This is a genomic window from Streptomyces sp. MMG1533 (assembly GCF_001279775.1).
In the GTDB taxonomy this organism is placed as follows: domain Bacteria; phylum Actinomycetota; class Actinomycetes; order Streptomycetales; family Streptomycetaceae; genus Streptomyces.
The window spans coordinates 1-25,595 of record NZ_LGDG01000294.1; the positions used below are offsets into that span (position 1 = coordinate 1).

At 70.3% G+C, this 25,595-nt stretch carries 21 protein-coding genes and 4 pseudogenes; 16 read left to right on the forward strand and 9 right to left on the reverse strand.

Annotated elements, in window-relative coordinates; translation table 11 throughout:
* Window positions 1-66: 66 nt before the first annotated feature.
* From ADK57_RS46375 to ADK57_RS46385, 3 genes are all read right to left on the reverse strand, one after another.
* On the reverse strand, window positions 67-1,644 hold the full coding sequence (locus tag ADK57_RS46375; protein WP_078973703.1) for an acyl-CoA carboxylase subunit beta: 1,578 nt from the start codon (window positions 1,642-1,644) through the stop codon (window positions 67-69).
* A gap of 372 nt (window positions 1,645-2,016) precedes the next feature.
* A complete protein-coding gene (locus ADK57_RS46380) occupies window positions 2,017-2,517 on the reverse strand; it encodes a hypothetical protein (RefSeq protein ID WP_053755841.1) in 501 nt (166 codons plus the stop codon).
* Between the two features lie 154 nt (window positions 2,518-2,671).
* Window positions 2,672-3,598: a GNAT family N-acetyltransferase gene (locus ADK57_RS46385; RefSeq protein WP_053755842.1), complete on the reverse strand. Its 927-nt coding sequence runs from the start codon at window positions 3,596-3,598 to the stop codon at window positions 2,672-2,674.
* A 301-nt stretch (window positions 3,599-3,899) separates the two neighbouring features.
* Between ADK57_RS46385 and ADK57_RS46390 the strand changes: the two genes are divergently transcribed.
* Window positions 3,900-4,580, forward strand: coding sequence for a class I SAM-dependent methyltransferase (locus ADK57_RS46390; RefSeq protein ID WP_053755843.1), 681 nt, complete (start codon window positions 3,900-3,902; stop codon window positions 4,578-4,580).
* A 94-nt stretch (window positions 4,581-4,674) separates the two neighbouring features.
* Here the strand turns inward: ADK57_RS46390 and ADK57_RS46395 are convergent, their stop codons facing one another.
* Window positions 4,675-5,472 (reverse strand): carbonic anhydrase, encoded by a 798-nt coding sequence (locus ADK57_RS46395; RefSeq protein WP_053755844.1) that lies wholly within the window; start codon window positions 5,470-5,472, stop codon window positions 4,675-4,677.
* 230 nt (window positions 5,473-5,702) lie between these two features.
* Between ADK57_RS46395 and ADK57_RS46400 the strand changes: the two are divergent.
* The 6 genes and pseudogenes from ADK57_RS46400 to ADK57_RS46420 all read left to right on the forward strand — a co-directional run.
* Window positions 5,703-6,117: pseudogene (locus ADK57_RS46400) on the forward strand (FAD-binding protein); the annotation flags it as partial.
* 23 nt (window positions 6,118-6,140) lie between these two features.
* A pseudogene (locus ADK57_RS52725) lies at window positions 6,141-6,291 on the forward strand (sugar phosphate isomerase/epimerase); the annotation flags it as partial.
* Window positions 6,290-7,050, forward strand: a pseudogene (locus ADK57_RS52730) (MGH1-like glycoside hydrolase domain-containing protein). The pseudogenes ADK57_RS52725 and ADK57_RS52730, both read left to right, overlap by 2 nt.
* A 387-nt stretch (window positions 7,051-7,437) precedes the next feature.
* Window positions 7,438-7,878 (forward strand): DUF485 domain-containing protein, encoded by a 441-nt coding sequence (locus ADK57_RS46410; RefSeq protein ID WP_053755847.1) that lies wholly within the window; start codon window positions 7,438-7,440, stop codon window positions 7,876-7,878.
* Complete coding sequence (locus ADK57_RS46415) at window positions 7,872-9,464, forward strand: cation acetate symporter (RefSeq protein ID WP_053755848.1); 1,593 nt, start codon at window positions 7,872-7,874, stop codon at window positions 9,462-9,464. The genes ADK57_RS46410 and ADK57_RS46415 overlap by 7 nt, the downstream gene beginning before the upstream one ends.
* A 218-nt stretch (window positions 9,465-9,682) precedes the next feature.
* On the forward strand, window positions 9,683-10,339 hold the full coding sequence (locus tag ADK57_RS46420) for a YceI family protein (RefSeq protein ID WP_053755849.1): 657 nt from the start codon (window positions 9,683-9,685) through the stop codon (window positions 10,337-10,339).
* A gap of 49 nt (window positions 10,340-10,388) precedes the next feature.
* Here the strand turns inward: ADK57_RS46420 and ADK57_RS46425 are convergent, their stop codons facing one another.
* Window positions 10,389-11,504, reverse strand: coding sequence for an SGNH/GDSL hydrolase family protein (locus ADK57_RS46425; protein WP_199830826.1), 1,116 nt, complete (start codon window positions 11,502-11,504; stop codon window positions 10,389-10,391).
* 346 nt (window positions 11,505-11,850) lie between these two features.
* Between ADK57_RS46425 and ADK57_RS46430 the strand changes: the two genes are divergently transcribed.
* On the forward strand, window positions 11,851-13,230 hold the full coding sequence (locus tag ADK57_RS46430; RefSeq protein WP_053755850.1) for a diacylglycerol/lipid kinase family protein: 1,380 nt from the start codon (window positions 11,851-11,853) through the stop codon (window positions 13,228-13,230).
* A complete protein-coding gene (locus ADK57_RS46435) occupies window positions 13,223-13,798 on the forward strand; it encodes a phosphatase PAP2 family protein (RefSeq protein WP_053755851.1) in 576 nt (191 codons plus the stop codon). The genes ADK57_RS46430 and ADK57_RS46435 overlap by 8 nt, the downstream gene beginning before the upstream one ends.
* Before the next feature lie 198 nt (window positions 13,799-13,996).
* Here ADK57_RS46435 and ADK57_RS46440 read toward each other — a convergent pair whose 3' ends face one another.
* Window positions 13,997-14,863 (reverse strand): helix-turn-helix transcriptional regulator, encoded by an 867-nt coding sequence (locus ADK57_RS46440; RefSeq protein ID WP_053755852.1) that lies wholly within the window; start codon window positions 14,861-14,863, stop codon window positions 13,997-13,999.
* A 148-nt stretch (window positions 14,864-15,011) separates the two neighbouring features.
* On the opposite strand from ADK57_RS46440, the gene ADK57_RS46445 reads away from it, so the two are divergent.
* From ADK57_RS46445 to ADK57_RS46455, 3 genes and pseudogenes are all read left to right on the forward strand, one after another.
* Complete coding sequence (locus ADK57_RS46445) at window positions 15,012-15,941, forward strand: SDR family NAD(P)-dependent oxidoreductase (RefSeq protein ID WP_053755858.1); 930 nt, start codon at window positions 15,012-15,014, stop codon at window positions 15,939-15,941.
* A gap of 304 nt (window positions 15,942-16,245) precedes the next feature.
* A complete protein-coding gene (locus tag ADK57_RS46450; protein ID WP_053755859.1) occupies window positions 16,246-18,300 on the forward strand; it encodes a discoidin domain-containing protein in 2,055 nt (684 codons plus the stop codon).
* Between the two features lie 39 nt (window positions 18,301-18,339).
* Window positions 18,340-18,933, forward strand: a pseudogene (locus ADK57_RS46455) (TetR/AcrR family transcriptional regulator); the annotation flags it as partial.
* Between the two features lie 24 nt (window positions 18,934-18,957).
* Here ADK57_RS46455 and ADK57_RS48650 read toward each other — a convergent pair.
* The 3 genes from ADK57_RS48650 to ADK57_RS46465 all read right to left on the reverse strand — a co-directional run bounded on the left by ADK57_RS48650 (window position 18,958) and on the right by ADK57_RS46465 (window position 21,692).
* A complete protein-coding gene (locus tag ADK57_RS48650; RefSeq protein WP_078973706.1) occupies window positions 18,958-19,266 on the reverse strand; it encodes a helix-turn-helix domain-containing protein in 309 nt (102 codons plus the stop codon).
* Between the two features lie 91 nt (window positions 19,267-19,357).
* Complete coding sequence (locus ADK57_RS46460; protein ID WP_053755860.1) at window positions 19,358-20,212, reverse strand: PaaX family transcriptional regulator C-terminal domain-containing protein; 855 nt, start codon at window positions 20,210-20,212, stop codon at window positions 19,358-19,360.
* Between the two features lie 49 nt (window positions 20,213-20,261).
* Window positions 20,262-21,692, reverse strand: coding sequence for an alpha/beta hydrolase family protein (locus ADK57_RS46465; protein WP_053755853.1), 1,431 nt, complete (start codon window positions 21,690-21,692; stop codon window positions 20,262-20,264).
* Between the two features lie 270 nt (window positions 21,693-21,962).
* On the opposite strand from ADK57_RS46465, the gene ADK57_RS46470 reads away from it, so the two are divergent.
* Genes ADK57_RS46470 through ADK57_RS46485 form a run of 4 tightly spaced genes read left to right on the forward strand, consistent with a single transcriptional unit; the run spans window position 21,963 to window position 25,466 of the window.
* Window positions 21,963-22,940 carry an ABC transporter substrate-binding protein gene (locus ADK57_RS46470; RefSeq protein ID WP_053755854.1) on the forward strand — a complete coding sequence of 326 codons (978 nt, stop codon included), beginning with the start codon at window positions 21,963-21,965 and terminating at the stop codon, window positions 22,938-22,940.
* Between the two features lie 23 nt (window positions 22,941-22,963).
* Complete coding sequence (locus ADK57_RS46475; RefSeq protein WP_078973708.1) at window positions 22,964-23,797, forward strand: ABC transporter permease; 834 nt, start codon at window positions 22,964-22,966, stop codon at window positions 23,795-23,797.
* Complete coding sequence (locus ADK57_RS46480) at window positions 23,794-24,576, forward strand: ABC transporter permease (protein WP_053755855.1); 783 nt, start codon at window positions 23,794-23,796, stop codon at window positions 24,574-24,576. The genes ADK57_RS46475 and ADK57_RS46480 overlap by 4 nt, the downstream gene beginning before the upstream one ends.
* Window positions 24,577-24,611: 35 nt before the next feature.
* Complete coding sequence (locus ADK57_RS46485) at window positions 24,612-25,466, forward strand: ABC transporter ATP-binding protein (RefSeq protein ID WP_053755856.1); 855 nt, start codon at window positions 24,612-24,614, stop codon at window positions 25,464-25,466.
* Window positions 25,467-25,595: the final 129 nt, after the last annotated feature.

A 25,595-nucleotide genomic window follows, 5' to 3' on the forward strand; every position in this document is an offset into this window, starting at 1 on the left:
GCGGTGCACGCCGCGCGAGTGCGGGGCGGAGGTGTTGCACGGTCGGACGGGCTGCAGGGGGAGGGCTCAGAGCGGGATGTTGCCGTGCCGCCGCTGCGGCATCGGCGCCCGCTTGCCCCGCAGCGCGCGCAGGGCGCGGCACACCTGGGCGCGGGTCTCGCGCGGGGCGATGACCGCGTCGACGTATCCGCGTTCGGCGGCGAGATAGGGAGTGCCGTACGTGCTCTCGTACGTGGCGACGAGACGGGCGCGCAGCGCCTCGGGGTCGTCCGCGGCGGCGAGTTCACGCCGGTGCAGCACCTCCACCGCACCCTCCGCGCCCATGACGGCGATACGGGCGGTGGGCCAGGCGAGGTTCACGTCGGCGCCCAGATGCTTGGAGCCCATCACGGCGTACCCGCCGCCGTACGCCTTGCGCACCACCACGGTCACCTTCGGAACGGACGCCTCGGCATAGGCGTACAACAGCTTGGCGCCCCGCCGGATGATCCCGCCCCGTTCCTGCCGCACGCCGGAGAGATAGCCCGGCACATCGGCGAAGGTCAGCAGCGGGATGCCGAACGCGTCGCAGAACCGCACGAAGCGCGCGGCCTTCTCGGAGGCGTCGATGTCGAGCACACCGGCCGCATGCAGCGGCTGGTTGGCGACCACCCCGACCGACCGTCCCTCGACCCGCGCCAGAGCACAGATGATGTTCGGCGCGAACAGCTCCTGCACGTCGAGAAGCTCACCGTCGTCCACGACCGCCCGCAGGATGTCGCGCATGTCGTAGACCTGTCCGAGCCGGTCCGGGACGATCCCGTCGAGCCGGTCCGCGGCGGGCGCGTTTCCCGGGGCGTAGTCCGGCGGCCGTTCGAGATTGTTCGCGGGCAGGTACGACAGCAGTTCCCGTACGGTCTCCAGGGCGTCGCCCTCGTCGGCGGCGAGGAAGTGCGCGTTGCCGTTGACGGCGTTGCTGGCATGCGCGCCGCCCAGCTCCTCGGCGGTGGTGCGCTCGCCGGTCACGGCCTCGATGACGTCGGGCCCGGTGACGAACATGTGCGAGGCGCCGTCCACCATCACCGTGAAGTCGGTGATGGCCGGCGAGTACGCGGCCCCGCCCGCGCACGGCCCGAGCACGACCGAGATCTGCGGGATCACCCCGGACGCCTGCACATTGCGGCGCACCAGCTCGGCGTAGAGAGCGAGGGAGGCGACGCCCTCCTGGATACGGGCGCCTCCGGAGTCGTTGAGCCCGACGACCGGGCAGCCGGTCTTCAGCGCGAGGTCCATCAGGGCGACGGTCTTCTCACCGAAGGCCTCGCCCATGCTGCCGCCGAAGACGGTGGAGTCCTGGGCGAACACGCACACCGGACGGCCGTCGACCGTGCCGTGCCCGGTGACCACACCGTCCCCGTAAGGCCGAGGCCCTCCGCCCTCGGCGAAGCGGGCCCGGACGAACTGCCCGGTCTCGGTGAAGGACCCGGAGTCCAGCAGTCGCTCGATCCGTTCCCGGGCGCCGAACTCCCCACGTCTTCTCGGCCCGCCCGGTGCCGTCGCCGCCGACCGGCGGCGTTCCAGTTCGGCGACACGGTCGACGGTGCGGTCGGGTGGGCACGCTGCCTCCGCCGCCTCGGGTGTCGTCACCTCTGTCGTCACAGCCACCTCCGAAGTCGCCTTCGAATATGGCAGCGGCCAGGGGGAGGACCGGGCGGATCGGCGGTGCGTTTGCCTGAGGTGAGTGCCGGGCGGCGCCGGTTCGTCACGGCGTGACAAGCGGCCCTGCGTGGGGCGTCAGCGCCAGCCCACGGCACCCCCCTTGTCGCGCTGGTCCTGCCCGGAGCCCACCCGGGAACCTGCCTTTGCGGACATCACCGTCTCGGTCCCGGCTTCGCCGGTGCACCACGGGCTTCGCGGGGATGTGCCGGGGCCTCACTCGGCCACGGCAACGCAGGGGACGGGGGAGAGGGGAACGCCGGTCGGGCCGCCACCCGGCGCAAGAGTGGCGGCCTCGGCCGCTATCGCGTCCGGCATGGGTCAGGCCATGCTTCCGGCCGGCCTGTTGCGGCGCGCCGCGTACAGACCGGTGCCGGCGACCGCGAGGACCGCCAGCCCGCCGGCGGTCACACCGGGCGAGGCAAGGGCGCCGCCTCCGGTGTGCATCCCGCCATGGGGCTTGTCGTGGTGACCCTTGGCGTGCGAGTCCTTGTAGGTCTCCGGGTCGTGCTTGGTGTTCTTGTACGCGTCCGTGCCGTTGTTGCCGTTCCGGTAGGTCTCCGGGTCGAACTTGGGGTCCCGTGCGGTGCTCCATTCATCGTCGCCCGCCGCGGTCAGCGCGCCGCCGCCGGTGTGCATGCCGCCGCGCGGCGCGTCGTGCTTGCCGTGCTTGTCGTGGTCCTTGCTGTAGGACGAGCTTTCGTGACTGGACGAAGACTTCTCGTGGTCCCAGTCGCCCTCGGCCGCGTGAGCGCCGGGTACGGCGAGCCCGACGACGGCGGCAGCTCCCGCTGCCGCCAGGAGCATGCGTGAAGAGCGCATTTGTCATCCTTCCGCCTCGGCCCGGGACAGCTGCCACTTCGTCAGCTGATGCGACCCGGCCTCGACGTGATCCACCGTCAGGCAGCCTCCGGGATCCCACCACTCCAGAGGCTCAGTCGGGCGAATGCCGCGGGCATGGACGCCGGTGACGGCCTCACCTCAGGATCGCCTCCCAGGTGTCGACGGCGTAGTGGACGCCCATCCCGTTGCGCGCGTACAACTCGGGCGCCCCGGTGGCGTTGGCGGTGTCCACGCCGAGTCCCACGGCGTCCCGTCCCCGCACGGCGAACGCGGCGAACGCGTGCCGCAGCAGGAACCCGCCCAGCCCTCGCCCCCGTGCCTCGCGCAGGACGCCGATGCTGCGGATCCAGCCCATGGCCTCGCGGTCGTCACGGGCGAGGAGGAACCCCACGTCCCCGAGGCCGTCGGTGCTGACGATCCACACCAGCGACCAGTCGAGCCCGTCGGCGTCGACGTCGTGCAGCCACTGGCGGTACTCGCGCGGCTGGAAGTCGAAGTGCTCGGCGAACCCGGCCTGGTACAGCTCATGGACGCGCGCCCGGTCCGCCTCGGCCTCACAGGACCGCACCCGCACCCCGGCGGGCGCCTCGGGCGGGAGGTCCGCCACGGGACTGAGCGCCCGCCGCACCACGTGATACCGCCGTACGACCGTCCACCCCCGCGCGCGGAGCAGCCCGGTGTCCAGGGTGGGCGCCACGTTGAGATGCAGATGCACCACAGCCCGGTCGGCACCGTTCTCACGTGCCTTGTCCAGAGCCCTGGCCTCCATCGCGTCCAGAATCCGCTCCCCGGCCGGCTGGTGATCGGGCAGCACATAGTGGTCGGCGTCGATGCGTTCGCCCTTCGACTCGTCCCACAGCAGCCCGTACGCCACCAGCCGCTCCCCGTCGAAGGCCAGCCAGGAGTCACGGCCGAGATCGGTCTCCGGATGCTTGAGATCGGCTTCGACCGTGTGCAGATCGGTCTCGCCCCGGCCGATCTCGATCAGGTCGATGGCGTTGAGCAGATCGGCGATGACCGGGGCGTCGGCGAGCGACGCGGGACGCAGCAGGGAGGACATGGGGTCAGGGTCCGGGGGCGGAGTGGCCGCCGCAACGGTTTTTCGACGGAGCCGGTCTGACTGCCCAGCCGCTTCGTCCCACCCGGCCGTGCGCGACAACCCGCTCGCCGCACTCGCCGCGGACTGTCTGGTCGAGGTCGAAGCCACCGCGATCACCGACTGAACCCCGGCGAGACGGTGCAGGTCCTCAAGACTCTTGACCTTGCCCAAAGGTGAAGGCCGACAGTGGCTGTGCCGACCGAGTCGACCGAGTCGAGAGTCCGAGCGCGCTTGGCCCCGGCCCCTGATGAGAGGAGCCTGCATGGAGGACGACGCTCTCCTGGCCGAGCAGTTGGCTTACTACCGGGCGGGCGCGGCCGAATACGACCGGCCCTATGCAGAGTACGAAGACCTGCAGGAATTGCTGGCGGCCGTCGACGACCTCCCGATTGCCGGGGATGTGCTGGAGTTGGCCTGCGGAACCGGCCAGTGGACCCCTCTGCTCGCCGCGCGGGCAGATTCGGTGACGGCTGTCGACGCGGCAACCGAGGTGCTGGCCCTCGCCCGCGCGCGCACCGCATCCGCCACCGTCCGGTTCGTTGTCGCCGACCTGTTCGAGTGGCAGCCGCCACGACGCTACGACACCGTGTTCTTCGCCTTCTGGCTCTCCCACGTTCCCCCGGCGCGGCTGCCCGACTTCTGGAACACCGTCGCCGCCGCGCTCGCTCCGGGCGGCAAAGCGATCTTCGTCGACGACGGCCCCGACGCAGCCGCATACGAGGAAGTCCTCACGAACCAGCCGGCCCCGGCGGCACTGCGCCGACTCGATGACGGCAGTCAGTACCGCATCGTGAAGGTGTTCCACGATGCCCACACCCTCACGGACGACCTCACGGTGCTGGGGTGGTCGGTCCGCATCCGGCCCATGGGCGGGAACTTCATCGGCATCGCAGAACCGCCGACCACACCTGGATCCGAAGCCGCGATCACCGCGCCCCGGTGACCTGATGAATTCCGTGCTCCCACCCCCGAGCCGTGTCACCGCCCCAGCGATGAAGGCGCGCGGACCGTCAGGCCCGCGCGCCGGCGTGGGGTGGTCAGGCGATGTGGCGGACGAGCTGGTTGGTCAGCTCGTAGCGGGCGCCGACGACGGCCAGTTGACCGGCGCTGACCCTCGCGGCGAGATCCGGCTCGGCGGCGAGCCGCGCGCGGACGGCCCGGATGTTGGCGTCGATGGTCGAGTCGACGCGGGCGTCGCCTTCCTTGGTGCGGTCGATGTTCGGTGCTATCTGGTCGGCCAGATACTGGATATGGGCGGGCAGCTCCTCGCCGGAGGTGTCCGCCTCGACGGCGGCGCGCACGGCACCGCACGACTGATGGCCCAGCACCAGGACCAGCGGTATCTGCAGTTCGAGGACGCCGAACGCGACGCTGCCGAGCACGGCCTCGTCCAGGACTTCCCCGGCGGTGCGCACGGTGAGCAGATCGCCGAGGCCCTGGTCGAAGACGAGCTCCGGCGGTACCCGCGAGTCGACGCACCCGAGGATGACGGCGAAGGGTTGCTGACCCGACGTCAGACTCTGTCGGACGGCGGGCGATTCGTCCGGGTGCTTCTCCCGGTAGGTGCGCCAGCGCAGGTTGCCCGCCGCCAGTTCCCGCAGGGCTTCTTCGGGAGTGCCGGGCCGACGGCTCGTGCCGGAGCTCACGGCGGAGGCGGGGCTCACGGCGGAGGCGGGGGCCGCGCCCAGGGTGACGCCGGCCCCGAGGGCCGCGGCCCCGGTCAGCCCGGCGCGCAGGAAGCCGCGGCGGGCGGGGCGGGACGCGGCAAAGCGTGCGCGGGCGGAGGGGGTCGGCTGGAGACCTGAGGGTCTGAGGGGGGTGTCTTCAGATTTCACGGACAGGAACGTATGTCCGAGTCGCGGCTTGATCCTTCGCGTTACCCAACCATGGCCGGGCGCGGGGAAGTCATCAGCGGATGTTGGCCTGCTTTTGGTAACAGCGAGCGCTTTCTTTGACCTTCCGGGAAATCGACGGCGCTGCTACCGCCGGTAACACTCTGCTGTCTCAGCAGCCCCACTCTCAACTCCCGTACCCCCGCACCTCTTCGGGAAGGCAGCCCATGCAGATGCCGTGCCACAGCCCCGGCGATGACTCCGCCTCCCCGGTGGGCATCAGCCGCCGCCGTGCCCTGACGGCGGCGGGCGGCGGGCGGCGTGCTGGCGGGCGCCGCCCTCGCGTCGCAGGCCACACCGGTCTTCGCCGCGAGTTCGTCCTACGACGCGGACGCGATAGTCGTCGGCCACGGGCTCGCCGGACTGGTCGCCACCGCGGAGCTGGCGGCGGCGGGACGCAAGGTGCTGCTGCTGGACCAGGAACCGGAGGCGAGCCTGGGCGGCCAGGCGTTCTGGTCCTTCGGCGGCCTGTTCCTCGTCGACTCGGACGAGCAGCGGCTGATGGGCATTAAGGACTCCCACGACCTGGCGTGGCAGGACTGGCTGGGCACGGCAGGCTTCGACCGGGGCATCGACGACCCGTCGGGTGGTTCGACTTCGGCGTCTACAGCCAGGTCCTGCTGTCCGGCCTGACCGAACTCGGCGAGCGCGCGCGGGCCGAGGGCTCACCCTCTTCCTGGAGCCCTCAACCGGTACGAGGACCACATGGTCAACCATCTCGACCAGGCCGCCGACCTGATCCGCGCAACTGGCATCGACTCTGCAACGCGTCGACCCCGCAGCGCCCGACGCCTACCACCGCGCCGACCTCGACCACGGCAACCCCGCCGACCGGCCCACCGACCTGGACTACGGCCGCTACGTCCGGCCGGCGGCCGACTACCGCGACGCCGACTACTCCGACCACAACGCACGGCACCGCTTCGCGGTGGAGGACCCCTGCTTCAACGCCCTGCTGATCGTCAGCGAGTTGGCGCTCGCCGAGATGGCCGGCGAGCTGGACAGTGCTAGCGCACCGCACACGGCACGCGCCGCCCGGCTCGCCCGGCGTCTCGTCCTCCGCCTGTGGGACGACACGTCCGGCCTCTTCCGCGTCCGCGACCTCGCCACCCACCCCCTCGTCGACGAACGCAGCGTCACCGGCCTCGTCCCGCTCGCCGTACCCCACCTGTCGCGGGACATCGTCAGACGCCTGCACGGGACACTCGACGGCCCCCACTTCAAGGCACCGGCCACGCACCTGATCCCCGGCTACGACCTCACCGGCCCCGCCTTCGACCCCCACCGTTACTGGCGCGGCCCGGCCTGCGTCGACACGGCCTGACTGATCCACCGGGGACTGCGCACCCACGGCCTGACGCGGAGGCCGAACGCCTCCGACAGGAAGCCGTGTCGCAGGCGGGCCGCTCCGACTTCGCAGAGTACGTCGACCCCACCACCGGCGGCGCCCGCGGAGCCCGCCGCTTCTCCTGGACCGCGGCCCTCACCCTCGACCTGCTGTGCACCCAAGCTGTGCGCTGAATTTGAGACAACCTGACCGGAGAAAAGGTGCAGACCTATTCCCGGCGGCGCCCTTTCCGCAGGCCGTGCGGTACCGAGCGGTGATGCCGAAGCGCCTGAATGAGTCAGGCCCGGAAAACGAATCTCCCGGCCGGTTGATAGTTCAATGGGAGCGCTGCAACAATCCCCACTCCCGGCCCCGTCGTCACCCACCGACGTAAAGGCCGGTCGCCGAACAAGGCCCCGCAATCCGCCGGAAATTCGAATCACACGAATTCCAGATTCACGAACCCCCCACACAGTCCGCACAGTGCATGACTCCGGTGCGCCTCCGCGCGCCTGCGAGCGGGATGGTCGACTGCTCGAAAGAGTCGGGTGCGCGGCGAGAAGCAGCAAAGAAGGTGCATCGTGCCACGGCACTCCACGCGGCTCGGCGGGCCGCCGCTCCGTCCGGAAACGACCCCCGAACAGACCGAACGGCGATCGGTGTCCCACGAACCCGCCTACCAGGCACTCCGCCGCACCCACCGTCGATTCGGAGTGAGGGCGACGGCCGCCGCCGTCGGCGGATTCCTGCTGTACGTCCTGCTGTCCGGGTTCGTGCCCGGCCTGATGAACCGCTCGCTGAGCGGCCACCTCACCGTCGGACTGGCCCTCGGCCTCGGACAGTTCGTGCTGATGGCCGTGATCGTGTGGCGGTACCTCGTCCACATGCGCACCCGCGTCACACCGGTCGCCCGCGGCCTGCGCGGACTCGCCCGCCACCAGGAGGAAGTCGCGGCCAGAGGGCGAGCGGCGGCGGGCCGTCCGCCGGTGGCCCCCGGAGCGCGGGAGTACCGCCCGTGGTGACGACCGGCGCCGCGGTCGTGGACCGCTTCAGCCTGCAACTGACGCTCGTGCTCTTCCTGTCCGTGGTCGTGGTCACCCTGTTCACCGCGTTGCTGACTGCACCGCAACGCGACGAGATCAGCGAGTTCTACCTCGGCAACCGCACCATGACACCGCTGCGCAACGGGCTGGCGATGTGCGGGGACTATCTGTCGGCCGCGACCCTCCTGGGCAGCACCGGCCTGGTCGCCCTGACCGGGTACGACGGACTGCTGTACCTGTGCGGCACCGCCGTGGCCTGGATGATGGTCCTGCTGCTGATCGCCGAACCCCTGCGCAACGCGGGCAGGTTCACCCTGGGTGACACGATCGCGCTGCGCATGAGGCGCATGCAGCGACCCGTACGACTGGCCCTGGCCGTCTGCACGCTCGCCATCACCACCCTCTACCTGGTGGCCCAACTCGTCGGCAGCGTCGCCCTGCTGACCCAGTTCACCGGCGAACCCAGCGCCACCACCCGCACCCTGTGCGTCGTCGTCATCGGCACCATCGTGATCGTGTACGCCGCCATCGGAGGCATGCCCGGGGCCACGTTCATCCAGGTCGTCAAAGCCGTGATGTTGATCTCGGGTGTCACCGTGACCGCGGTGATGGTGCTGAACCGCTTCGACTGGAACTTCGACGCCCTGCTCGCCGCCGCGGCGAACAACAGCGGCTCGGGAACACGCTTCCTGGAACCCGGGCTCCGCTACGGCGCCAGCACCACCAGCAAACTCGACTTCTTCAGCCTACAGTTGGCCATTGTCCTCGGCCTGGCCGCACTCCCGCACGTGATGATGCGACTGCTCGCCCCGAAGTCGGGCAGCGTTCTGCGTTCCTCGGTGGTGTGGGCCATGGGCCTGGTCAGTCTCGTCTGTCTGGCGGCGGGCATTCTCGGCCTGGGCGCCACCGCCGTCGTCGGCCGGGACACCATCGCGCAGACCGACCGCAAGGGAGACGCGGCCGTCCTGCTACTGGCGCACGACCTGGGCGGCGGTGTCCTCACCGCCCTCCTGTCCTGCCTGGCCTTCGTCACACTCCTGGCGGTCGCGGCGGGCCTCACCCTGGCCGCCGCCTCCTCCCTCGCTCACGACCTGTACGGCGAGGTGATCCGCAAGGGCAGGGCGAAGGAGACGGAGGAACTGGCCGTGGCCCGGCTCGCGGCGGTCGTCATCGGTGTCCTCGGCATGCTGCTCGCCCTGGTCTCCTGGGGCGCCAACACGGCCACCCTGGCGTTCCTCGCCTTCGCCATCGCCGCATCCGCCATCCTCCCGACACTCGTCTACACCCTCTTCTGGCGGCGCTTCACCGGACAGGGCGCCCTGCTCAGTCTCTGCGGCGGCCTGCTGTGCTCCGTACTGCTCGTCGTCTTCTCACCCGTCGTCTCCTCCTCCCCCTCCTCGCTCTACCCGTCCGCCGACTTCGCCTGGTTCCCGCTGCAGAACCCGGGCCTCGTCTCCATCCCGGCCGGCTTCCTCCTCGGCTGGCTCGGCTCGGTGCTGAGCCGACCCGAAATGCCGGAAACCTACGACGATTTCGAGGTCCGCACCCTCGTCGGAGTCGACTAGAGGTCTTCGAGACGTTTGGGCCGAGAAGTCGTAGAAGAGTGGGTCAACATACGGTCGGTCCATTCCTCTGTTCCTTTGCGGGCGGATGGCGAATATGTGGAGTTTTCGTTTGCTGACCATGCGGAAGGGGTGCGCAGGTTGTGCGGTGCGGCTCCGGAAAGCCCAGTCGCTCGATGCGGGCTTGCGACAACAACATTTGTGCAGTACTTAGGTGAATCATGAATTTGTTCAGCCGCGGCACCCCGTTCCGCCGCCCGGAGTCCGCCGCTCCCAAGCACCCCGCCGCGTCACCGGCTGCGGCCGCCGCAGTCCTTCCCGATCCCGCACGGGCGCGCCTGAGCGGGGAATGGGTCATCGACCCCGCCCACAGCAGGATCGGGTTCTCCGTGCGGCACGCCATGGTGACCACCGTGCGCGGAGCCTTTACGGATTACCAGAGCCGCCTCTACTTCGACGGCCGCGAACCCGGCCGCTCGCAGGCGGAAATCATCATCAACACCGCCAGCGTCGACACAGGTGTGGAACAACGGGACGCCCACCTGGTGGGCCGCGACTTCCTGGACGCCAGGACCTACCCGCGCATGCGTTTCACCAGCACCGCAGTGGAGCTCGCAGACGCCGACGTCTACCGCATGACCGGCGACCTCACCATCAGGGACACCACTCGTCCCGTTGTCCTGGAACTCACCTACATAGGCCACGTCACCGACCCCTTCGGCTACGACCGTGTCGGCTTCGACGGCACCACCACCATCGACCGCTCCGAATGGGGTCTGACGTACAGCACCAAATTGGCCGAAGGCGGCGCCATGGTGAGTGAAAAGGTGCGACTCCAATTCGACATCGCCGCAATCCGCACTCCGCCTGTCGGCTGACGGATCCCGGACCCCGGATCCCGGATCCCGGATCCCGGCCTCCGTCCGGCTACCAGCGCAGCGGAAGGCCGGCGAGGTGCTCGTCGAGAAGGCCGGAGATGATCCGGTGGTCGTTGAGGGACGGGTGCCAGTCGCAGCCGAGGTGATCCAGGCCGGGATCGTCGTAGTACCAGTGGCGGACCCGGTCGTCGCCCTGCCGGTTGCGTTCCTGGACGATGCGCAGGGCGGTCCGGGCGAACGCCGTGGTGTTGTCGAGGCGGGTGGCGCTGACCACGATGAAGGTCCTGCGGCCGTAGCGGACGCGCAGCTTGTCGAGGAAGCCCTGACAGGCCGTCTCGTAGGCGGCGACCAGCTCGTCCTCCGTGCTCCAGCGCTCGCCGGGATTGAGCGGGGTGGAGAAGTCGTTGATGCCCAGACCGACCACGACGACCTGCGGCCGCCAGGTGCCGGGATTCCGCCAGACATCGCCGTCGACGTGCAGCAAGGCCCGATCGTAGTAAGTGCGGAAGTCGGTATCGGGGCTGCTGCCGTTGTAGTTGCGGACCACGCCGCGGCCGGAGAAGGCGTTGATCTGGTAGTCGGCATGGAGGCTTCGGGCGGTGAGGGCGCCGAAGGCGAGGTCGGCGTTGCTGTTCCGGTTCACGCCTCCGTTGCCTGAACAGTCGCGCGTGCCGGAGACATTGCCGTAGCCGGCGGTGAAGGAGTCGCCGATGAACTCGATCTGCCGGCTCCGCGCCCGGGGTCCGGGGAGGATCGCGCCTCCGGGAGCGGCGACGAACCCGCCGAACCGGCCTGCGGCCCACGGGCTCTCGGTGCGTTTGACGAGCCGCACGCCGTGCTCGGTGTTCGGGAGGCCGTCGATCCAGGAGACGGTCCGGCCTGGAGTCACCATCGTGGCGAGGGTAGTTCCGTCGATCTGGACGTCGTAGTCGTTGTCCGAGTCGTCGAGGACGATGCCGACACCGGTACCGCGGAACCGCCCCTCGAAGTAGATGCCGGGCCAGGTGTACTGCACCCACCCGTCGCCGGCGCTCTTGACCCGGCCCACCGTGTGGTAGCGGGCCCGCGCGCCGGATGCCTGCGAGGGGGAGGCGACCGCGGCGACGACGCCCGCAGCGGCGGCCGTGACCAGCGTCCTCCTGGATAAACGACCAGGCGTGTGCATGTGGTCCTCCTTGACGGTGCCGGAACGACATGGGAGCGCTCCCACCCCCGAGTGTTATCGAAAGTGACCGTCACACACGCCTCCGTCAACCCCTCGCGAGAACATCTTCACCTCACGCGCGGACCGGGGCCCGGCCGTCGGTGGTCCCATGAGATCGTTGGCCATCCGATCCGGGAGGCGTCGGTCCGCCCGATCGCGTGGCACCGGTGCCACGGGCGTCGGGATGCGAGCCGGCCGGCCGTGACGACCATGGAGAGAGGGGCAGGGCAGGGACCCGAAGTACGCAGGGAGACCGATGACACCGTGCACGCGGAACACGGAACCCCGGGGGATTGCCCGACGCATCATGAACGCGACCCGAACCACGAGCGCGGCGGAGCCGGACGGCTCCGACAGAGACGAGGGGTCGGCGCGCGCCCTGGCCCGGCTCGCCATGCTGTGCGTCGCCGGTGCCGTCGCGGCAGTGGTCGCGGGTGCCGGCCAGTGGTTGATCCTGCTGCTCGGCCTGGCCGGACTCGCCTCGGTCGGCGCGGGCATCTGGTGGGCCCTCGCGCACCGGGGAGCGGCGCGTCTGCTCGGTGCCCTGTTGGCCCTGGCCGCGCTCGTGGGCGTCCTGGTCCTGTACGCCGTATCGGGCCTGTGGCTGGTGGCGGTGACCGCGTTCGCCTCGTGGGCGGCGGCGCTGGCCTGTGCCAGGAGCGCGTTGCGGCACCTGCGCAAGCCGCACGGCGTACGTTCCCGTTCGGCTCGGCCTCCCCGCCGCCCGGTACTGATCATGAATCCGCGGTCCGGGGGCGGGAAGGTCTCTCAGCACGGGCTGGTGGAGCGGGCCGAGGCCCTGGGGGCCCGGGTGATACTGCTCGACCTCGACGCCGACCCGGACCCCGTGGCGCTGGCTCGACAGGCCGTCGCCGAGGGCGCGGATCTCCTCGGCGTGGCGGGCGGTGACGGCACGCAGGCCCTGGTGGCAGGTGTGGCGGCCGAGCACGGTGTGCCGTTCATGGTCCTGGCGGCCGGGACCCGCAACCACCTGGCCATGGACCTGGGTCTGGACCGCGACGATCCGGCGCGCGGCCTGGACGCCCTCTCGGACGGCGTGGAACTCCGCGTCGACCTGGGCGACGTGGCCGGGCGGCCGTTCGTCAACACGGTCTCGTTCGGCACGTACGCGGAGATAGTGCAGAGCCCCGACTACCGGGACGCCAAGGCGGCCACCGCGCTCGACCAGCTGCCGGACCTGCTGGTCGGAGAGGCCGGCACGTCCCTGGAAGTCCAGACCGACGAAGCCCGGCTGCACGCCCCGCAGACGTTGCTGGTGAGCAACAATCCCTACGTCCGGGCCGATCCCCTCGGCGGCGGGCGCAGACCGCGGCTCGACGGGGGCACGCTCGGCGTGATCGCGATCCGGGTGGAGGGCGCGGCGCAGGCCGCCGAACTGGCGTTGCGCGGCGAACGGGCCAGCAGCATCACAGCGCTGACGTCGCGTCGCGTGATCGTCGAGGCCGACGCGGAGCTCATCCCGGTGGCAGTCGACGGCGAAGCGCTCACCCTGCCCCCTCCCGTGGTGTGCACGGTGCGTCCCGGCGCACTGCGTGTACGCGTGCCCAGACATCGTCCCGGCGCCTCGTACGTCGCCCCGTCCGTCGACTGGAGGCGTGTGGTCCGCCTCGCGCTCGGCCACGCCCCCCTCCCGTCCCGCAAGAACCAGGAGCAGAGCAATGCTTGACCGCCCGCCGCCGGAACACCGGGCCCAGCGAGGCCTGATGCGTGATCTCGCCGCCCTCGACCAGGCACTCTACGAGGCCGTGACGGTCACCAGGACGCCCGCGTTGGACTCGGCCCTGCGCCAGTTGTCGGCGGCGGCGGACCACTCCAAGATCTCCTTCGTGGTCGCCGGGCTCCTGGCGTTGCGTCCGGGGCGCTCGCGCCGCGCCGCCGCTCTGGGCCTCGCCGCCATCGGCGTCGCCTCGACGACCGCCAACCTGCTCGGCAAGCGTCTGGTCCGCCGGCCACGGCCCCACCGCGCCGAGGACTCGCCGTTTCCGGGGCGGCACGTGCCCATGCCGGCGTCCGCGTCCTTCCCCTCGGGCCACACGGCCTCGGCCGTGGCCTTCGCCGCGGCCGTGGGACCCGCGTTTCCGGCCGCCACGGTTCCCCTCGGCCTGCTGGCCTGCGCGGTGGGCTATTCACGGATCCACACCGGCGTGCACTACCCGGGCGACGTCGTCGCCGGCGCCGTACTGGGAACAGGTGCGGCGGCCGCGGTCCTCGCCGCCTCCCACTGGGACGATTGAGCAGGACCGCTTTCCGCCCCAGCGCGTCCACCCCGGTCACCGGGTCCGTACCGGCGTGAATGCCGCTGCCGTAGGAGAGCGGATCACCGGGAAGTCCTGGACGATCCGCTTCTGCGCGTCGTTGTACAAGCGGTGCGCCGCGGCCGGGTGGGTCGTGCTCGGGGTGCGCGCAGCCGGCCCGGCGAACAGCCCGGCAGGTCAGGGGAGCGCGGTGGCGGTACGGCCACCTGTGACGCGCAGAAGGTCCAGTTTCCCGGCGTCGCCGCTTCCGGTCGCTGCCGTGTAGGTGACCATGCGCAGGTCCGCGCCGGGGACGATGAGGACGTCGCAGTCGAGCCGGATGTCGCCGATCTCGGGATGCCGGATCGTCTTGCGGTCGGTGGTGTGCTGGACGGCGGCCGTCTGCGTGGCCCAGTGATGGGCGAAGGCGTCCGACTCTTCTCGCAGTTCCCTCACCAGACGGTCGAGCGGGGCGTCTGCGGGATAGCGGGAGGCGGCGTCCTTGAGGTCGGCGACGATCGACGCCTCGAAGGCGTCCTGCCCGCGCTCGGACCGGACGGGCAGCATCAGGTCGTGGGCGACGCCGTTGCCGAACAGGGCGCGGGCGAGGTTGCGTTCGGCGACCGGAAGGACGCCGGCGTCGCCGAACAGGGCGGTCCACGGGGTGTTCCACCACACCAGCGTCCAGTCGGCGGTGAACACCCCGATCGGGACGTCGCCCAGGCGCGAGGCAAGCCGTTGGATTCCCGCGGGCACATGGGTGCTGACCGTCCCGTCCTGCGGTGGCAGGAGCCCGGCGCTGCGGTACAGCTGGTCGCGCTCGGCGCGGGAGAGCTGAAGGGCCCGGGCGAGGGCGCCGACGACCTGGTCCGAGGGGTGCTTCGCGCGTCCCTGTTCCAGGCGCAGGACGTAGTCGACGGACAGCCCGGCCAGCTGCGCCAGCTCCTCCCGGCGCAGTCCCGGGGCACGACGGCCGTCCGTCACGGTGAAGCCGGCGTCGGCCGGGGCGAGGCGGTCGCGCCAGGCGCGCAGGAGTGCGGCGAAGCCGGAGCGGGAGGAAGCCATGGGTTCATTCTCGCCGCCCGGCGCCGCCTCAGCCTGGGTACTGCCGGTCCTGGTGACGGGGACGGCACTGGTTGGCGTCGGCGCCGGCGGCGAACGTGGAGCCGCGCCCAAGTCGGGTGCCGTCGGCAGACCGGTCGAGGAGCCTTCCATGCAGCACACCATCGTGATGACGGGCGCGAGCCGCGGGATCGGCCGCGTCGCCGCGAAGCACCTCCTGCGCCGGTCGCCGGACGTGCACCTTCTCGTCGTCGCCCGCCGATCCTCCGGCGCACGACTGGCTGCGGAACTCGCCACCGGAGGGCACCTGGTCTCGCACGTCCCGGCGGACCTCGGCTCGCTCACGTGCATCGGCTCGGCCGCCACCGAGATCCGCGACCGGCTCGACAGCGGCGACCTGCCGCCGCTGCGCGGTTTCGTGGGCAACGCGGGTGTGCAGTACACGAACGCGCTCACCGAGACCCCCGACGGGTTCGAGTCCACCTTCGCCGTCAACGTGCTCGCCAACCATCTGTTCGTCCGTCTGCTCCAGGACCGATTCGCCGCTCCCGCCCGGATCGTGATCACCGCCAGCGACACCCACTTCGGCGACTTCAGGCACAACCTCGGCATGGTGCCCGGCCCGGCCTGGAAGTCCCCGGACGTCCTCGCCCGCACGGGCGCCTTCCCCGAGCCGCACACGACGGTCGCCGGGCGCACCGCGTACTCCACGAGCAAGCTGGCCGCCGTCTACCTGGTGCACGAGTACGCGCGTCGTCTGCCGGCCGGGGTCGAGGTCGTCGCCTACAACCCGGGCTTCGTCCCCGGCACCGGCCTCGCCCGCAACGCGGACCCCGTCTCCCGGTTCGCGATGACCCGCATCCTGCCGGTGCTGGCCCTCACCCCGTTCGCCACCAGCCGCAGTGCCGCGGGCCGTTGGCTCGCCGACGTCGTGCTCGGCGCGACCGAGGCGCCGACCGGCTCCTACGTCGACCGCGGCCGTGCGGACCGCTCGTCGCAGGAGTCCTACGACCCGCAGCGCGAAGCCGAACTCTGGGCGGCGGCCGAGCGGTTCACCGCCCGCTGCGCTGCCGGGGACTGACGCGCTCTCAGGTGACGCGACGAGCGGTTCACGCCGACAGATCGAGCAGTGGCCATGGGGCCACCGGCAGTTGTGAGCGCGACCCCTGGTCGTGACCAAGTCTGTCGCGGGCATCGATCACGATCTCGGCACGCGCCATCGCTTCATCAGGTCACTTGTCCCGGACCCTTGACTCGGAATCCCTCAGTCGCGATCCTCGTCGCATATCTTTGCGCCGGTCATGACAATCCAGCCTTCGGGTTCCCGGGATGGTCAGGCTCGTCGACCGCGCCATCCCGCCGACCGAGGGACGTGGGCAGTGACCATGGCTGGACGCCCGTACCGCAGACGCAAAGACGTCACCGTCGTCTCGCTGCTCATCCTCCTGCTGGCCATGGCTCTCGGCCCCACGCCGAGTTCGGCGGCCGGCACCGACTGGTGGGTCCCGACCGCGCGGCCCGCGCCGGACTCCCAGATCAACGTCACCGGTGCGCCGTTCACCGGCACCAACGCCGAAGGCGAGGTGCGCGGGTTCGTCGACGCGCACAACCACCTGATGTCCAACGAGGCCTTCGGCGGGCGGCTCATCTGCGGCAAGACGTTCTCCGAGGCCGGCATAGCCGACGCGCTCAAGGACTGTCCCGAGCACTACCCGGACGGCACGCTCGCGATCTTCGACTACATCACCCACGGCGGTGACGGCAAGCACGACCCGGTCGGCTGGCCGACGTTCACGGACTGGCCGGCGTACGACTCGATGACCCATCAGGCGAACTACTACGCCTGGGTGGAGCGGGCCTGGCGCGGCGGGCAACGCGTCCTCGTCAACGACCTCGTCACCAACGGCGTGATCTGCTCGGTGTACTTCTTCAAGGACCGCAGCTGCGACGAGATGACGTCGATCCGGCTCCAGGCGAAGCTGACGTACGACCTCCAGGCGTACATCGACAAGATGTACGGCGGCACCGGCAAGGGCTGGTTCCGGATCGTCACCGACAGCGCACAGGCCCGTCAGGTCATCGAGCAGGGCAAGCTGGCGGTCATCCTGGGCGTCGAGACCTCCGAGCCGTTCGGCTGCAAGCAGGTCCTGGACATCGCGCAGTGCAGCAAGGCCGACATCGACGCCGGGCTCGACGAGCTGTACGCGCTGGGCGTGCGCAGCATGTTCCTGTGCCACAAGTTCGACAACGCGCTGTGCGGGGTCCGCTTCGACGAGGGCGGCCTGGGAACGGCCATCAACGTCGGGCAGTTCCTGTCGACCGGCACCTTCTGGCAGACGGAGAAGTGCACCGGCCCCCAGCACGACAACCCCATCGGCACGGCCGCGTCCGAGGCGGAGGAGGACCTGCCGGCGGGCGTGGACGTCCCCTCGTACGACGACGACGCGCAGTGCAACACCCGCGGGCTCACCGACCTCGGCGAGTACGCCGTGCGCGGCATGATGAAACGCAAGATGATGCTCGAGATCGACCACATGAGCGTCAAGGCCACCGGCCGGGTGCTCGACATGTTCGAGGCCGCCTCCTACCCCGGCGTGCTCTCCTCGCACAGCTGGATGGACCTGAACTGGACCGAGCGGGTCTACTCGCTCGGCGGGTTCGTCGCCCAGTACATGCACGGCTCGGAGGGCTTCGCCGCGGAGGCGAAGCGCACGGACGCGCTGCGGGAGAAGTACGGCGTCGGGTACGGCTACGGCACCGACTTCAACGGTATCGGCGACCACCCCGCCCCGCGCGGCGCGGACGCCGCCAACAAGGTCACCTATCCGTTCAAGAGCGTCGACGGCGGCTCCGTCATCGACAAGCAGACCACCGGCTCACGCACCTGGGACCTGAACACCGACGGGGCCGCGCACTACGGCCTAGTCCCGGACTGGATCGAGGACATCCGCCTCGTCGGCGGCCAGGACGTGGTCGACGACCTCTTGAGCGGCGCGGAGTCCTACCTTGGCACCTGGGGAGCCTCCGAGCAGCACCAGGCCGGGGTCAACCTCGCCAAGGGCGCCTCGGCCACCGCCAGTTCGGCGGAGTCGAACCCGTTCACCAGCTATGCGCCCGGCCGGGCCGTGGACGGCGACGACGACACCCGCTGGGCGAGTGACTGGAGCGACGACCAGTGGCTGCAGATCGACCTGGGCTCCACGAACCGCGTCGGACGCGTCACGCTCGACTGGGAACGCGCGTACGGGAAGTCGTACCGCATCGAACTCTCCACCGACGGCGCGAGCTGGCGGACCGCCTGGTCCACGACCTCCGGCGACGGCGGCCTGGACACGGCCCGCTTCACCGGCACGCCCGCCCGCTACGTTCGGATACTGGGCCTCGACCGCGGCACCGACTGGGGATACTCGCTCCACGAGGTGGGCGTCCACAGCAGCTGACGGCCGGCCCCGCCACGAGCACGAGGACAGGACGCGCATATGGCTCGGATGCCGTTGGCCGAACGGCGCCGACAGCTCACGGAAGCAGCGATCAGGGCGATGGCCCGGGACGGCGTCGCCAAGACGACGACCCGGTCCATCGCCGCCGAGGCGGACGTGTCCCTGAGCGTCTTCCACTACTGCTTCGACTCCAAGCAGGCCCTGATCGAGTCCGTCATCACCACGATCACCGACCACTACGTGACACTGGTGAAGGAGGCCCTGCGCCCCAGGGCCACGCTCGAGGAGACCGTCGGCGCCGGCTTCCAGGCGTACTGGGACCACGTCCGCGCCCACCCCGACGAGCACATGCTCACCTACGAACTCACCCAGTACGCCCTGCGCCAGCCCGGGTTCGAGCACCTGGCGCGACGCCAGTACGAGCTGTACGCCGACGCGTACACCGAGCTCATCGACCAGCTCCGCCAGGACATGCAGCTCCAACTCCGCGTCCCCGTCCCCGTGCTGGCCCGCTACCTGGCCGCCATGACCGACGGCCTGACCCTCAACTACCTCGTGCTCGGCGACGCGGCCACCTGGGCCGACATCCTCGACACGGTCACCGCCCACATCGCAGGCCTGGTCCACGCCGAAGGTCCCGAGCACAGGCCCACCGGATCAGGAGCGGGCGTTCCGGTACCGCGCGCGGAAGGCGGCCGGAATCTCCCCGGTCCGGGTGCGGAAGAACCTGGTGAACACCGTGGCCCCCGGGAAGCCGAGGCGTTCTCCGACGGCGGACGTCGCGAGGTCCGTGTGCACGAGTAGCCGTCCGGCCTCCAGCAGGACGCGTTCGTCGATGAAGTGCTTGGCGCCGCAGCCGGTGGCCGCCCGGGTGGCCCGGGTGGCCCGGGTGGCCCGGGTGAGGTTGCGGACGCTGGGGCCGACGTGTCCGGCGCAGTCCTCGACACGTCCCACCTTCACTGGCACAGGGCGACCGGACGGCGTCGGCGGCCTGGCGCGGCGCCGGTCGAGGCGCTCACCGGCTGGGGTGTGGGTGGACGCGAAGGTGCGCAGTTGCTCAGGACGGTCGCAGGGGAGTGGTCTCGAGCAGTTCGGCGGCCATGCGGCGGGCGGGCGCTTCGGTCAGTTCGGCGATGCGGTGGAAGGTGTCGTGCGCCGGCCTCGCCGGCCAGCCGGCGGGGAGGTGCCGGGCGGGAAGGCGCGGGTCGGTGCGGATGATGTCGAGCCATTCGCTGATCAGGCGCAGCCGGTTGCCGATCGGGTCGCCGGAGCCGGTGTCGAGCCAGGAGGTCCAGCGTTTGTCGAAGTCGGCGTACCGGGTGGCGACGCTGTCCAGGTCCCAGGTGTCGCGGATCATCAGGCCGACGTCGGTCGCGTCGTCGGCCGTGGCATGGAAGATCTTGACGTGGGCCGTGAGACCGAGCTCGGCGACGATGCCGGAAACGTTGACGTCACCGGGTGCGATCCACAGGCCGCTGTACACGGCGCCGAAGCCCGACCAGGTGAGCCGGGACCGCAGGTCGTGGCGCTGGCGCTGCCAGGACTCGGGGAGGGAGAAGCCGAGCAGGGTCCAGGTGCCGTCCCAGTCGTCGTTGACGGCGCTGGTGTCCCAGAGGCGTTTGCTTCCGTCGTGCAGGATCTGAGCGGCCTGCGGGGTGAGGCCGAAGTGCATTCGGCGTCCCTCGCGTTGGCGTTGCAGCAGGCCGCGGTTGACCATGCGGGAGAGGGTGGAGCGTACGGCCTGCTCGCCGACTCCGGCGCGGGCGAGGACGTCGATGATGCTGCCCGAGTACACGCACAGGGGCCCCTCGTTCAGAACGTTGTTGCCGAAGAAGGCGAGCATGAGGGACTGGGGGCGCAGTTGCGGTCCGCTGGGGGCGTCGACGGCGGTCCGCCGGGATTCTTCGTGCACGTCGACAAGGGTACGGTCGCCCGCCGGAGCCCCGGCGGGCGACCGTGGGTCAGCGGCGGTCGCGGTCGGCGGGGTGGGCGAGGTCATAAGGACGCGGGTAGGACGCCGGGCGGTAGCCCACGAAGCGGGCGGGCGTGGTGGGGTCGGCCTCGGATGCGCGGGCATTGAGGGCGTCGGGGCCGGCGGCCTTCCAGCGGCCGGTGGCGATACGGTCCTCGAGGGTGTGCAGGGCGGCGATCTGCTCGGCGGGGCTGAAGGTGCAGTGGCCGGCGTTCTCGACGTAGGCCTGCTGCAGCAGGGGAGCGGAGCCGGCGGCGGTGACCGCCCGCCGCAGAGCGCTTTCGGCCTGGACGGGGATGAGTCCGTCGCCCGTGGTGTGGATGTCCAACTGGGGCTTGGCCAGTCGGCCGGTGAAGGAGCTGGTGCGAGCCATCTTCTCGACCGCGCCTCGGTCGGCCTTGATGCGGGGCGCCGTGTTCAGTGTGGTGAGGTCGTTGCGCAGGGACAGGCCGGCCTTGGAGTAGAGCTCGGTGACCTCCTTGTAGAGCGGGGAGCGGTGGAGCATGGCCGTGTAGTCGACGCCGGTGTTCCAGGACATGTTGCCGCCCACGCGGCTTTCCGCCTCCTGGCGCCAGGAGAACGCGGGGTAGAGGATCAAGCCGAGGATGCCCTGGTACTGGTTGGCCTCCTGGGTGTCCCAGTCGGTGGGCCCGGGGCGGGTCTGGGCGGGGTTGTTCCATCCGGGGATGTTGTGCAGCGCGGCGGCCAGGGCGATGCGGGCCCGGCCCGCGCCGGTGGACTGTGCGTCCGTGATTGTCGTGGACAGGGTCTTCGCTGCCGAGGCCGCCTCGCTCTGGCTTTCGAGTCCCGTCAGCGGGATGCCGGAGTCGGGTGCGAGCAGGGTCCTGAGAGCGAAGACCGGGTCGAGGGTGCTGTTCCAGTTGGCGACGCCGCCTTGCACCAGGCCGCACATCGAGAGCGATCCGTGGATGCGCTCGGGGTGGCGCTCGGCGATGGCGGTGGTGACGAGCCCCCCGTAGGACGTGCCCCAGGCGATGGTCTCGCGGGCCTGGCCGAACCGGCCGGTGAAGGCGTCGAGGGTGCTGAGCTGGTCGGGCACCGCGTCGGTAACCGCCCAGCCGGTGGTGGCATACGAGGAGCCGGCGAGCGCGTAACCCGCCTCCAGCAGCAGGGACTTGGTGGCGTCGTCCGGGGCGTTCTGGGCGGGGTTGGCCGGCCCCGCCGGGCGATAGCCGTGGCTGTACAGCAGGACGGTGCCGTTCCAGCGAGCGGGCACGTCCATCAGATAGGTGGCCCCCGACGGCAGCGTGCCCTCGATGTGAGCGGGGGAGTCGGCGGCCCGGGCGGCCGGGGAGACGGGGCCGCAGAGGAGCAGAGCGGCCAGGGCGACCAGTGTGCGGGTTCTGGTGCGGGTTTTCACGGGCGTGGCTCCCTTTCGGGCGGGGCGGGCCGTGGGCATCACCCGGGGCCCGCTCGGCGGGTTTCCCGGTGGGGGCGGGGAGGCGGAAGGGCCGTCGCAACCTCACTTGTCCGGAGTGCTGACAGCGCGAAGGTAGGTGTGTAGATTGCCGCCGTCAAGAAAGTGCACAACATTAGGTACCGAGTCGTGGTCGAGCAGCCGTGGCCCTTTCCCGCCTCGCTGTCTCACTGGTCGTCAGTACGCCTGGTGAGCAGGGCAGTTCATGCCACGCACACCATCCACCCGTTTGCCTTCCGTCAGGAGGAGCCCATGCAAAGGCGCATTCTCGGGCTTGCCGCAGTACTGATCACGACCGCCGGCGCAGCCGGCTGCGGGTCGTCGGACTCGGGATCGAGCGGGTCGTCCACCTCGGGCGGGGGCAAGACCGTCACCGTGAAGGTGGGCGTCATCCCCATCGTGGACGTGGCGCCGCTGTATCTGGGACAGAAGAAGGGCTTCTTCGGCAGCCGCGGCATCAAGCTGGAGATGGTGGGTGCCCAGGGTGGTGCCGCCATCATTCCCGGTGTGGTCAGCGGTCAGTTCCAGTTCGGATTCAGCAACACCACCTCGCTGATGATCGCTCAGGTCAAGGGGGTGCCGGTCAAGTCCGTGGCCAACGGCGCGGCGTCCAACGGCAAGGTCGGAGCCGACGTCACCGGTGTGGCGGTCAAGAAGGACAGCTCGATCAAGTCGGCCAAGGACCTCGCCGGGCACACGGTCGCCGTGAACACCCTGCAGAACATCGGGGACACGACGGTGCGCGAGTCGGTCCGTCAGGCCGGCGGCGACCCGTCGAAGGTCAAGTTCGTCGAGATACCGTTCGACCAGATGCCGGCGGCACTGGACGGCGGACGGGTGGACGCCGCCTGGATGGGCGAGCCCGCGATGACGATCGCCAAGGGGCAGGGCGCCCGCGTCGTGGCCTCGCCGTTCGCCGAGACGGATCCGAAGCTCACCGTGGCGACTTACTTCACCTCGGCCCAGGTGGAGAAGCAGAATCCCGACCTGGTGAAGAAGTTCGCCGAGGCCATGACCGAGTCACTGCAGTACGCCTCCGACCACCCGGACGAGGCGCGTGCAATCCTCGCCACCTACACCAAGATCAGCGGCGATGTCGGGAAGAAGCTCACGCTGCCCAACTGGCCCGCGGACGTCGACATGGCCTCCCTGGAGAAGCTGGCCTCCCTCGGTGAAAAGGACGGCCTCTTCGGCGACAAGAAGCCCGATCTGGACGCCCTGTTCTCGTGAGCCGCCACGACGTCACCCCTGCGATGGCGCACGCTGCCGCGTCGGCCGTCGGTTCCGGCAGCGCCTCGGACCGACGCCGCCCGGTCTCCACCGCTTCCCTGCGCGGCCTGGCCGGACTGGCCGGCCTGGTCGCCGTACTCGAAGTGCTGCCACACGTCGGACTGGTGTCCGCCGACTACCTGCCCCCGGCGTCCGAGACCGGTCGTGCCCTGTGGCACCTGCTCGCCGAGGACACGTTCTGGACCGCCCTCGGCGACACCCTGACCGGCTGGGCGGTGGGTCTGGCCATCGCCGTCGGGGCGGGAGTGGTTGCCGGAGTGGCCGTCGGCTCCATGCCTCTGGTGCGTGCGGCGACCGCCTCCACCATCGAGTTCCTCCGGCCGATCCCGTCCGTGGCCCTGATCCCCGTCGCCGTGCTCCTGTACGGAACAGACCTGCGCTCAAAGCTGCTTCTGGTGGTGTACGCCTCCTTCTGGCAGGTGCTCGTCCAGGTGCTGGCAGGCATGCAGGACGTTGATCCCGTCGCCGACGACACGGCCCGCAGTTACCGGCTGGGCAGGTGGGGGCGGGTACGGCACGTCATGTGGCCGACCGCGCTGCCCTACGTGATGACGGGTGTACGGCTGGCCGCCACGGTGGCTCTCGTCCTGGCCGTCACCGCCGAACTGGTCATCGGCTCCCCTGGGTTGGGGCACGAACTCGCCGTCGCGCAGACCTCCGGCGCCGTGCCGCAGGTGTACGCCCTGGTGCTGGTCACCGGGCTGCTCGGGGTCGCGATCAATCTCGTGGCACGGGCGGTCGAACGCCGGGCGCTGCACTGGCACCAGTCGAACCGCAGGGAAGGGACAGACGGATGACCGTCCTCACCGTTCTCCGGCGCACCCTGCTCGTCTGCGGCCTGCCCGGGGCGCTGTTCGCCGTGTGGTGGTTCGCCAGCGCCGGCAGCACCGACTTCTACCTCCCACCGCTCTCCACCATCCTGGGGAGGTTCGCAGAGGTCTGGACGCCCGAGCGGCTCCGATCCGACGTCCTGCCCAGCCTGCTCCGGCTCACCGTCGGTTACCTCCTCGCCGTGGCCGCCGGGGTCGGACTCGGCCTGGTGGTGGGCACCAGCAAGGTCGTAAGGGACGTGCTGGAGCCGGTCCTGGAACTCTTCCGTGCCATCCCGCCCCCGGTGCTCGTACCGGTGATCATGCTGTTCGCCGGCATCGGCGACACCATGAAGGTGATCGTCATCGTCAGCGGCTGCATGTGGCCGATCCTGCTCAACACGGTCGAGGGCGTCCGCGCCGTCGACGAGGTGCTGAGCGACACCTGCCGGTCCTACGGCATCACGGGGCCCACGCGCCTGTGGCACCTGGTGCTCAGGTCGGCGAGCCCACAGATCGTCACGGGCATGCGCCAAGCCCTGTCGATCGGGATCATCCTGATGGTCATCAGCGAGATGTTCGCCTCCAGCAACGGACTGGGGTTCACCATCGTCCAGTTCCAACGCTCCTTCGCCATCCCCGAGATGTGGAGCGGCGTTCTGTTGCTCGGCCTGCTCGGGTTCGCCCTGTCGTTGCTCTTCCGGTTCGCCGAGAACCGGGCCCTCGCCTGGTACCACGGCCTGCGCCGCGCGCGCCGCGAGCCCTGACCCGCCGCCCGGCCACCCGCACGAAGGAGGCGTCGATGCTCGACGTACGAGACCTGCAGAAGATCTACACCGGCCGCAACCGCAGCGTCGAGGCGCTACGGAGCCTCACTTTCCACATAGGCGCCGGGGAACTGGTATGCCTGGTCGGGCCCTCCGGATGCGGCAAGACCACGCTGCTGAAATGCATGGCGGGACTGCTCGCCCCCACACAGGGCCAGGTGCGCCTGGAGGGCAGACCGGTCGACGGGCCGCCGCCCGGCATGGCGGTCGTCTTCCAGGAGTACGGCCGCTCCCTGTTCGCCTGGATGAACGTACGGGACAACGTCGCCCTGCCGCTGCGCCGCAAGAAGCTCGGCAAGAGGCGGGAGCGGGAGTTGGTGGACCACGCCCTGGAGGTGGTCGGACTCGGTGACGCCCACCAGGCGTACCCCTGGCAGTTGTCCGGAGGGATGCAGCAGCGCGTCGCCATCGCCCGCGCCGTCGCGTACGAGCCCAGGGTCCTGCTCATGGACGAGCCGTTCGCGGCGGTCGACGCCCAGACGCGCGCCGACCTGGAGGACCTGGTCCGGCACCTGTGGCGCGAACTTGGTGTCACCGTCCTGTTCGTCACCCACGACATCGACGAAGCGGTCTACCTCGGACAGCGCACCCTCATCCTGTCCAAGTCCCCGACGATCGTGCAGGAGGACCTCACCATCGACCTCCCCGACGAGCGCGACCAACTGCACACCCGCTCCAGCACCCGCTTCGCCGAACTCCGCGCCCACGTCTACGAACAGATCCAGCGAGCCAAGCGGCACAGCGGCGACACGTACGGGTCAGAAGGAGCGGACCGGATATCGGAGGCAGCCCCGATGAAGGCGCAGACCCAAGTGGTCGGTTCCGAGTAAGCCACCCAGGCGAAAGGCCCTCCCGCCCGTGGCGCTTTCTAGGGGTCGTTGCAACACGTGGTCGTGTTGATCAGGCCGCGAGCAGTTTATGCAGGCGCTCGGCTGGGGTTTCCCAGCCGAGCGTTTTGC

What these genes read in the sequence shown, in the direction of transcription:
- ADK57_RS46470 (WP_053755854.1), top strand. Translation starts at nt 21,963, where the DNA reads ATGCAAAGGCGCATTCTCGGGCTTGCCGCAGTACTGATCACGACCGCC.
- ADK57_RS46445 (WP_053755858.1), top strand. Translation starts at nt 15,012, where the DNA reads ATGCAGCACACCATCGTGATGACGGGCGCGAGCCGCGGGATCGGCCGC.
- ADK57_RS46465 (WP_053755853.1), bottom strand. Translation starts at nt 21,692, where the DNA reads ATGCCCACGGCCCGCCCCGCCCGAAAGGGAGCCACGCCCGTGAAAACC.
- ADK57_RS46480 (WP_053755855.1), top strand. Translation starts at nt 23,794, where the DNA reads ATGACCGTCCTCACCGTTCTCCGGCGCACCCTGCTCGTCTGCGGCCTG.
- ADK57_RS46390 (WP_053755843.1), top strand. Translation starts at nt 3,900, where the DNA reads ATGGAGGACGACGCTCTCCTGGCCGAGCAGTTGGCTTACTACCGGGCG.
- ADK57_RS46425 (WP_199830826.1), bottom strand. Translation starts at nt 11,504, where the DNA reads ATGCACACGCCTGGTCGTTTATCCAGGAGGACGCTGGTCACGGCCGCC.
- ADK57_RS46385 (WP_053755842.1), bottom strand. Translation starts at nt 3,598, where the DNA reads ATGTCCTCCCTGCTGCGTCCCGCGTCGCTCGCCGACGCCCCGGTCATC.
- ADK57_RS46440 (WP_053755852.1), bottom strand. Translation starts at nt 14,863, where the DNA reads ATGGCTTCCTCCCGCTCCGGCTTCGCCGCACTCCTGCGCGCCTGGCGC.
- ADK57_RS46435 (WP_053755851.1), top strand. Translation starts at nt 13,223, where the DNA reads ATGCTTGACCGCCCGCCGCCGGAACACCGGGCCCAGCGAGGCCTGATG.
- ADK57_RS46485 (WP_053755856.1), top strand. Translation starts at nt 24,612, where the DNA reads ATGCTCGACGTACGAGACCTGCAGAAGATCTACACCGGCCGCAACCGC.
- ADK57_RS46420 (WP_053755849.1), top strand. Translation starts at nt 9,683, where the DNA reads ATGAATTTGTTCAGCCGCGGCACCCCGTTCCGCCGCCCGGAGTCCGCC.
- ADK57_RS46380 (WP_053755841.1), bottom strand. Translation starts at nt 2,517, where the DNA reads ATGCGCTCTTCACGCATGCTCCTGGCGGCAGCGGGAGCTGCCGCCGTC.
- ADK57_RS46450 (WP_053755859.1), top strand. Translation starts at nt 16,246, where the DNA reads ATGGCTGGACGCCCGTACCGCAGACGCAAAGACGTCACCGTCGTCTCG.
- ADK57_RS46475 (WP_078973708.1), top strand. Translation starts at nt 22,964, where the DNA reads ATGGCGCACGCTGCCGCGTCGGCCGTCGGTTCCGGCAGCGCCTCGGAC.
- ADK57_RS46430 (WP_053755850.1), top strand. Translation starts at nt 11,851, where the DNA reads ATGAACGCGACCCGAACCACGAGCGCGGCGGAGCCGGACGGCTCCGAC.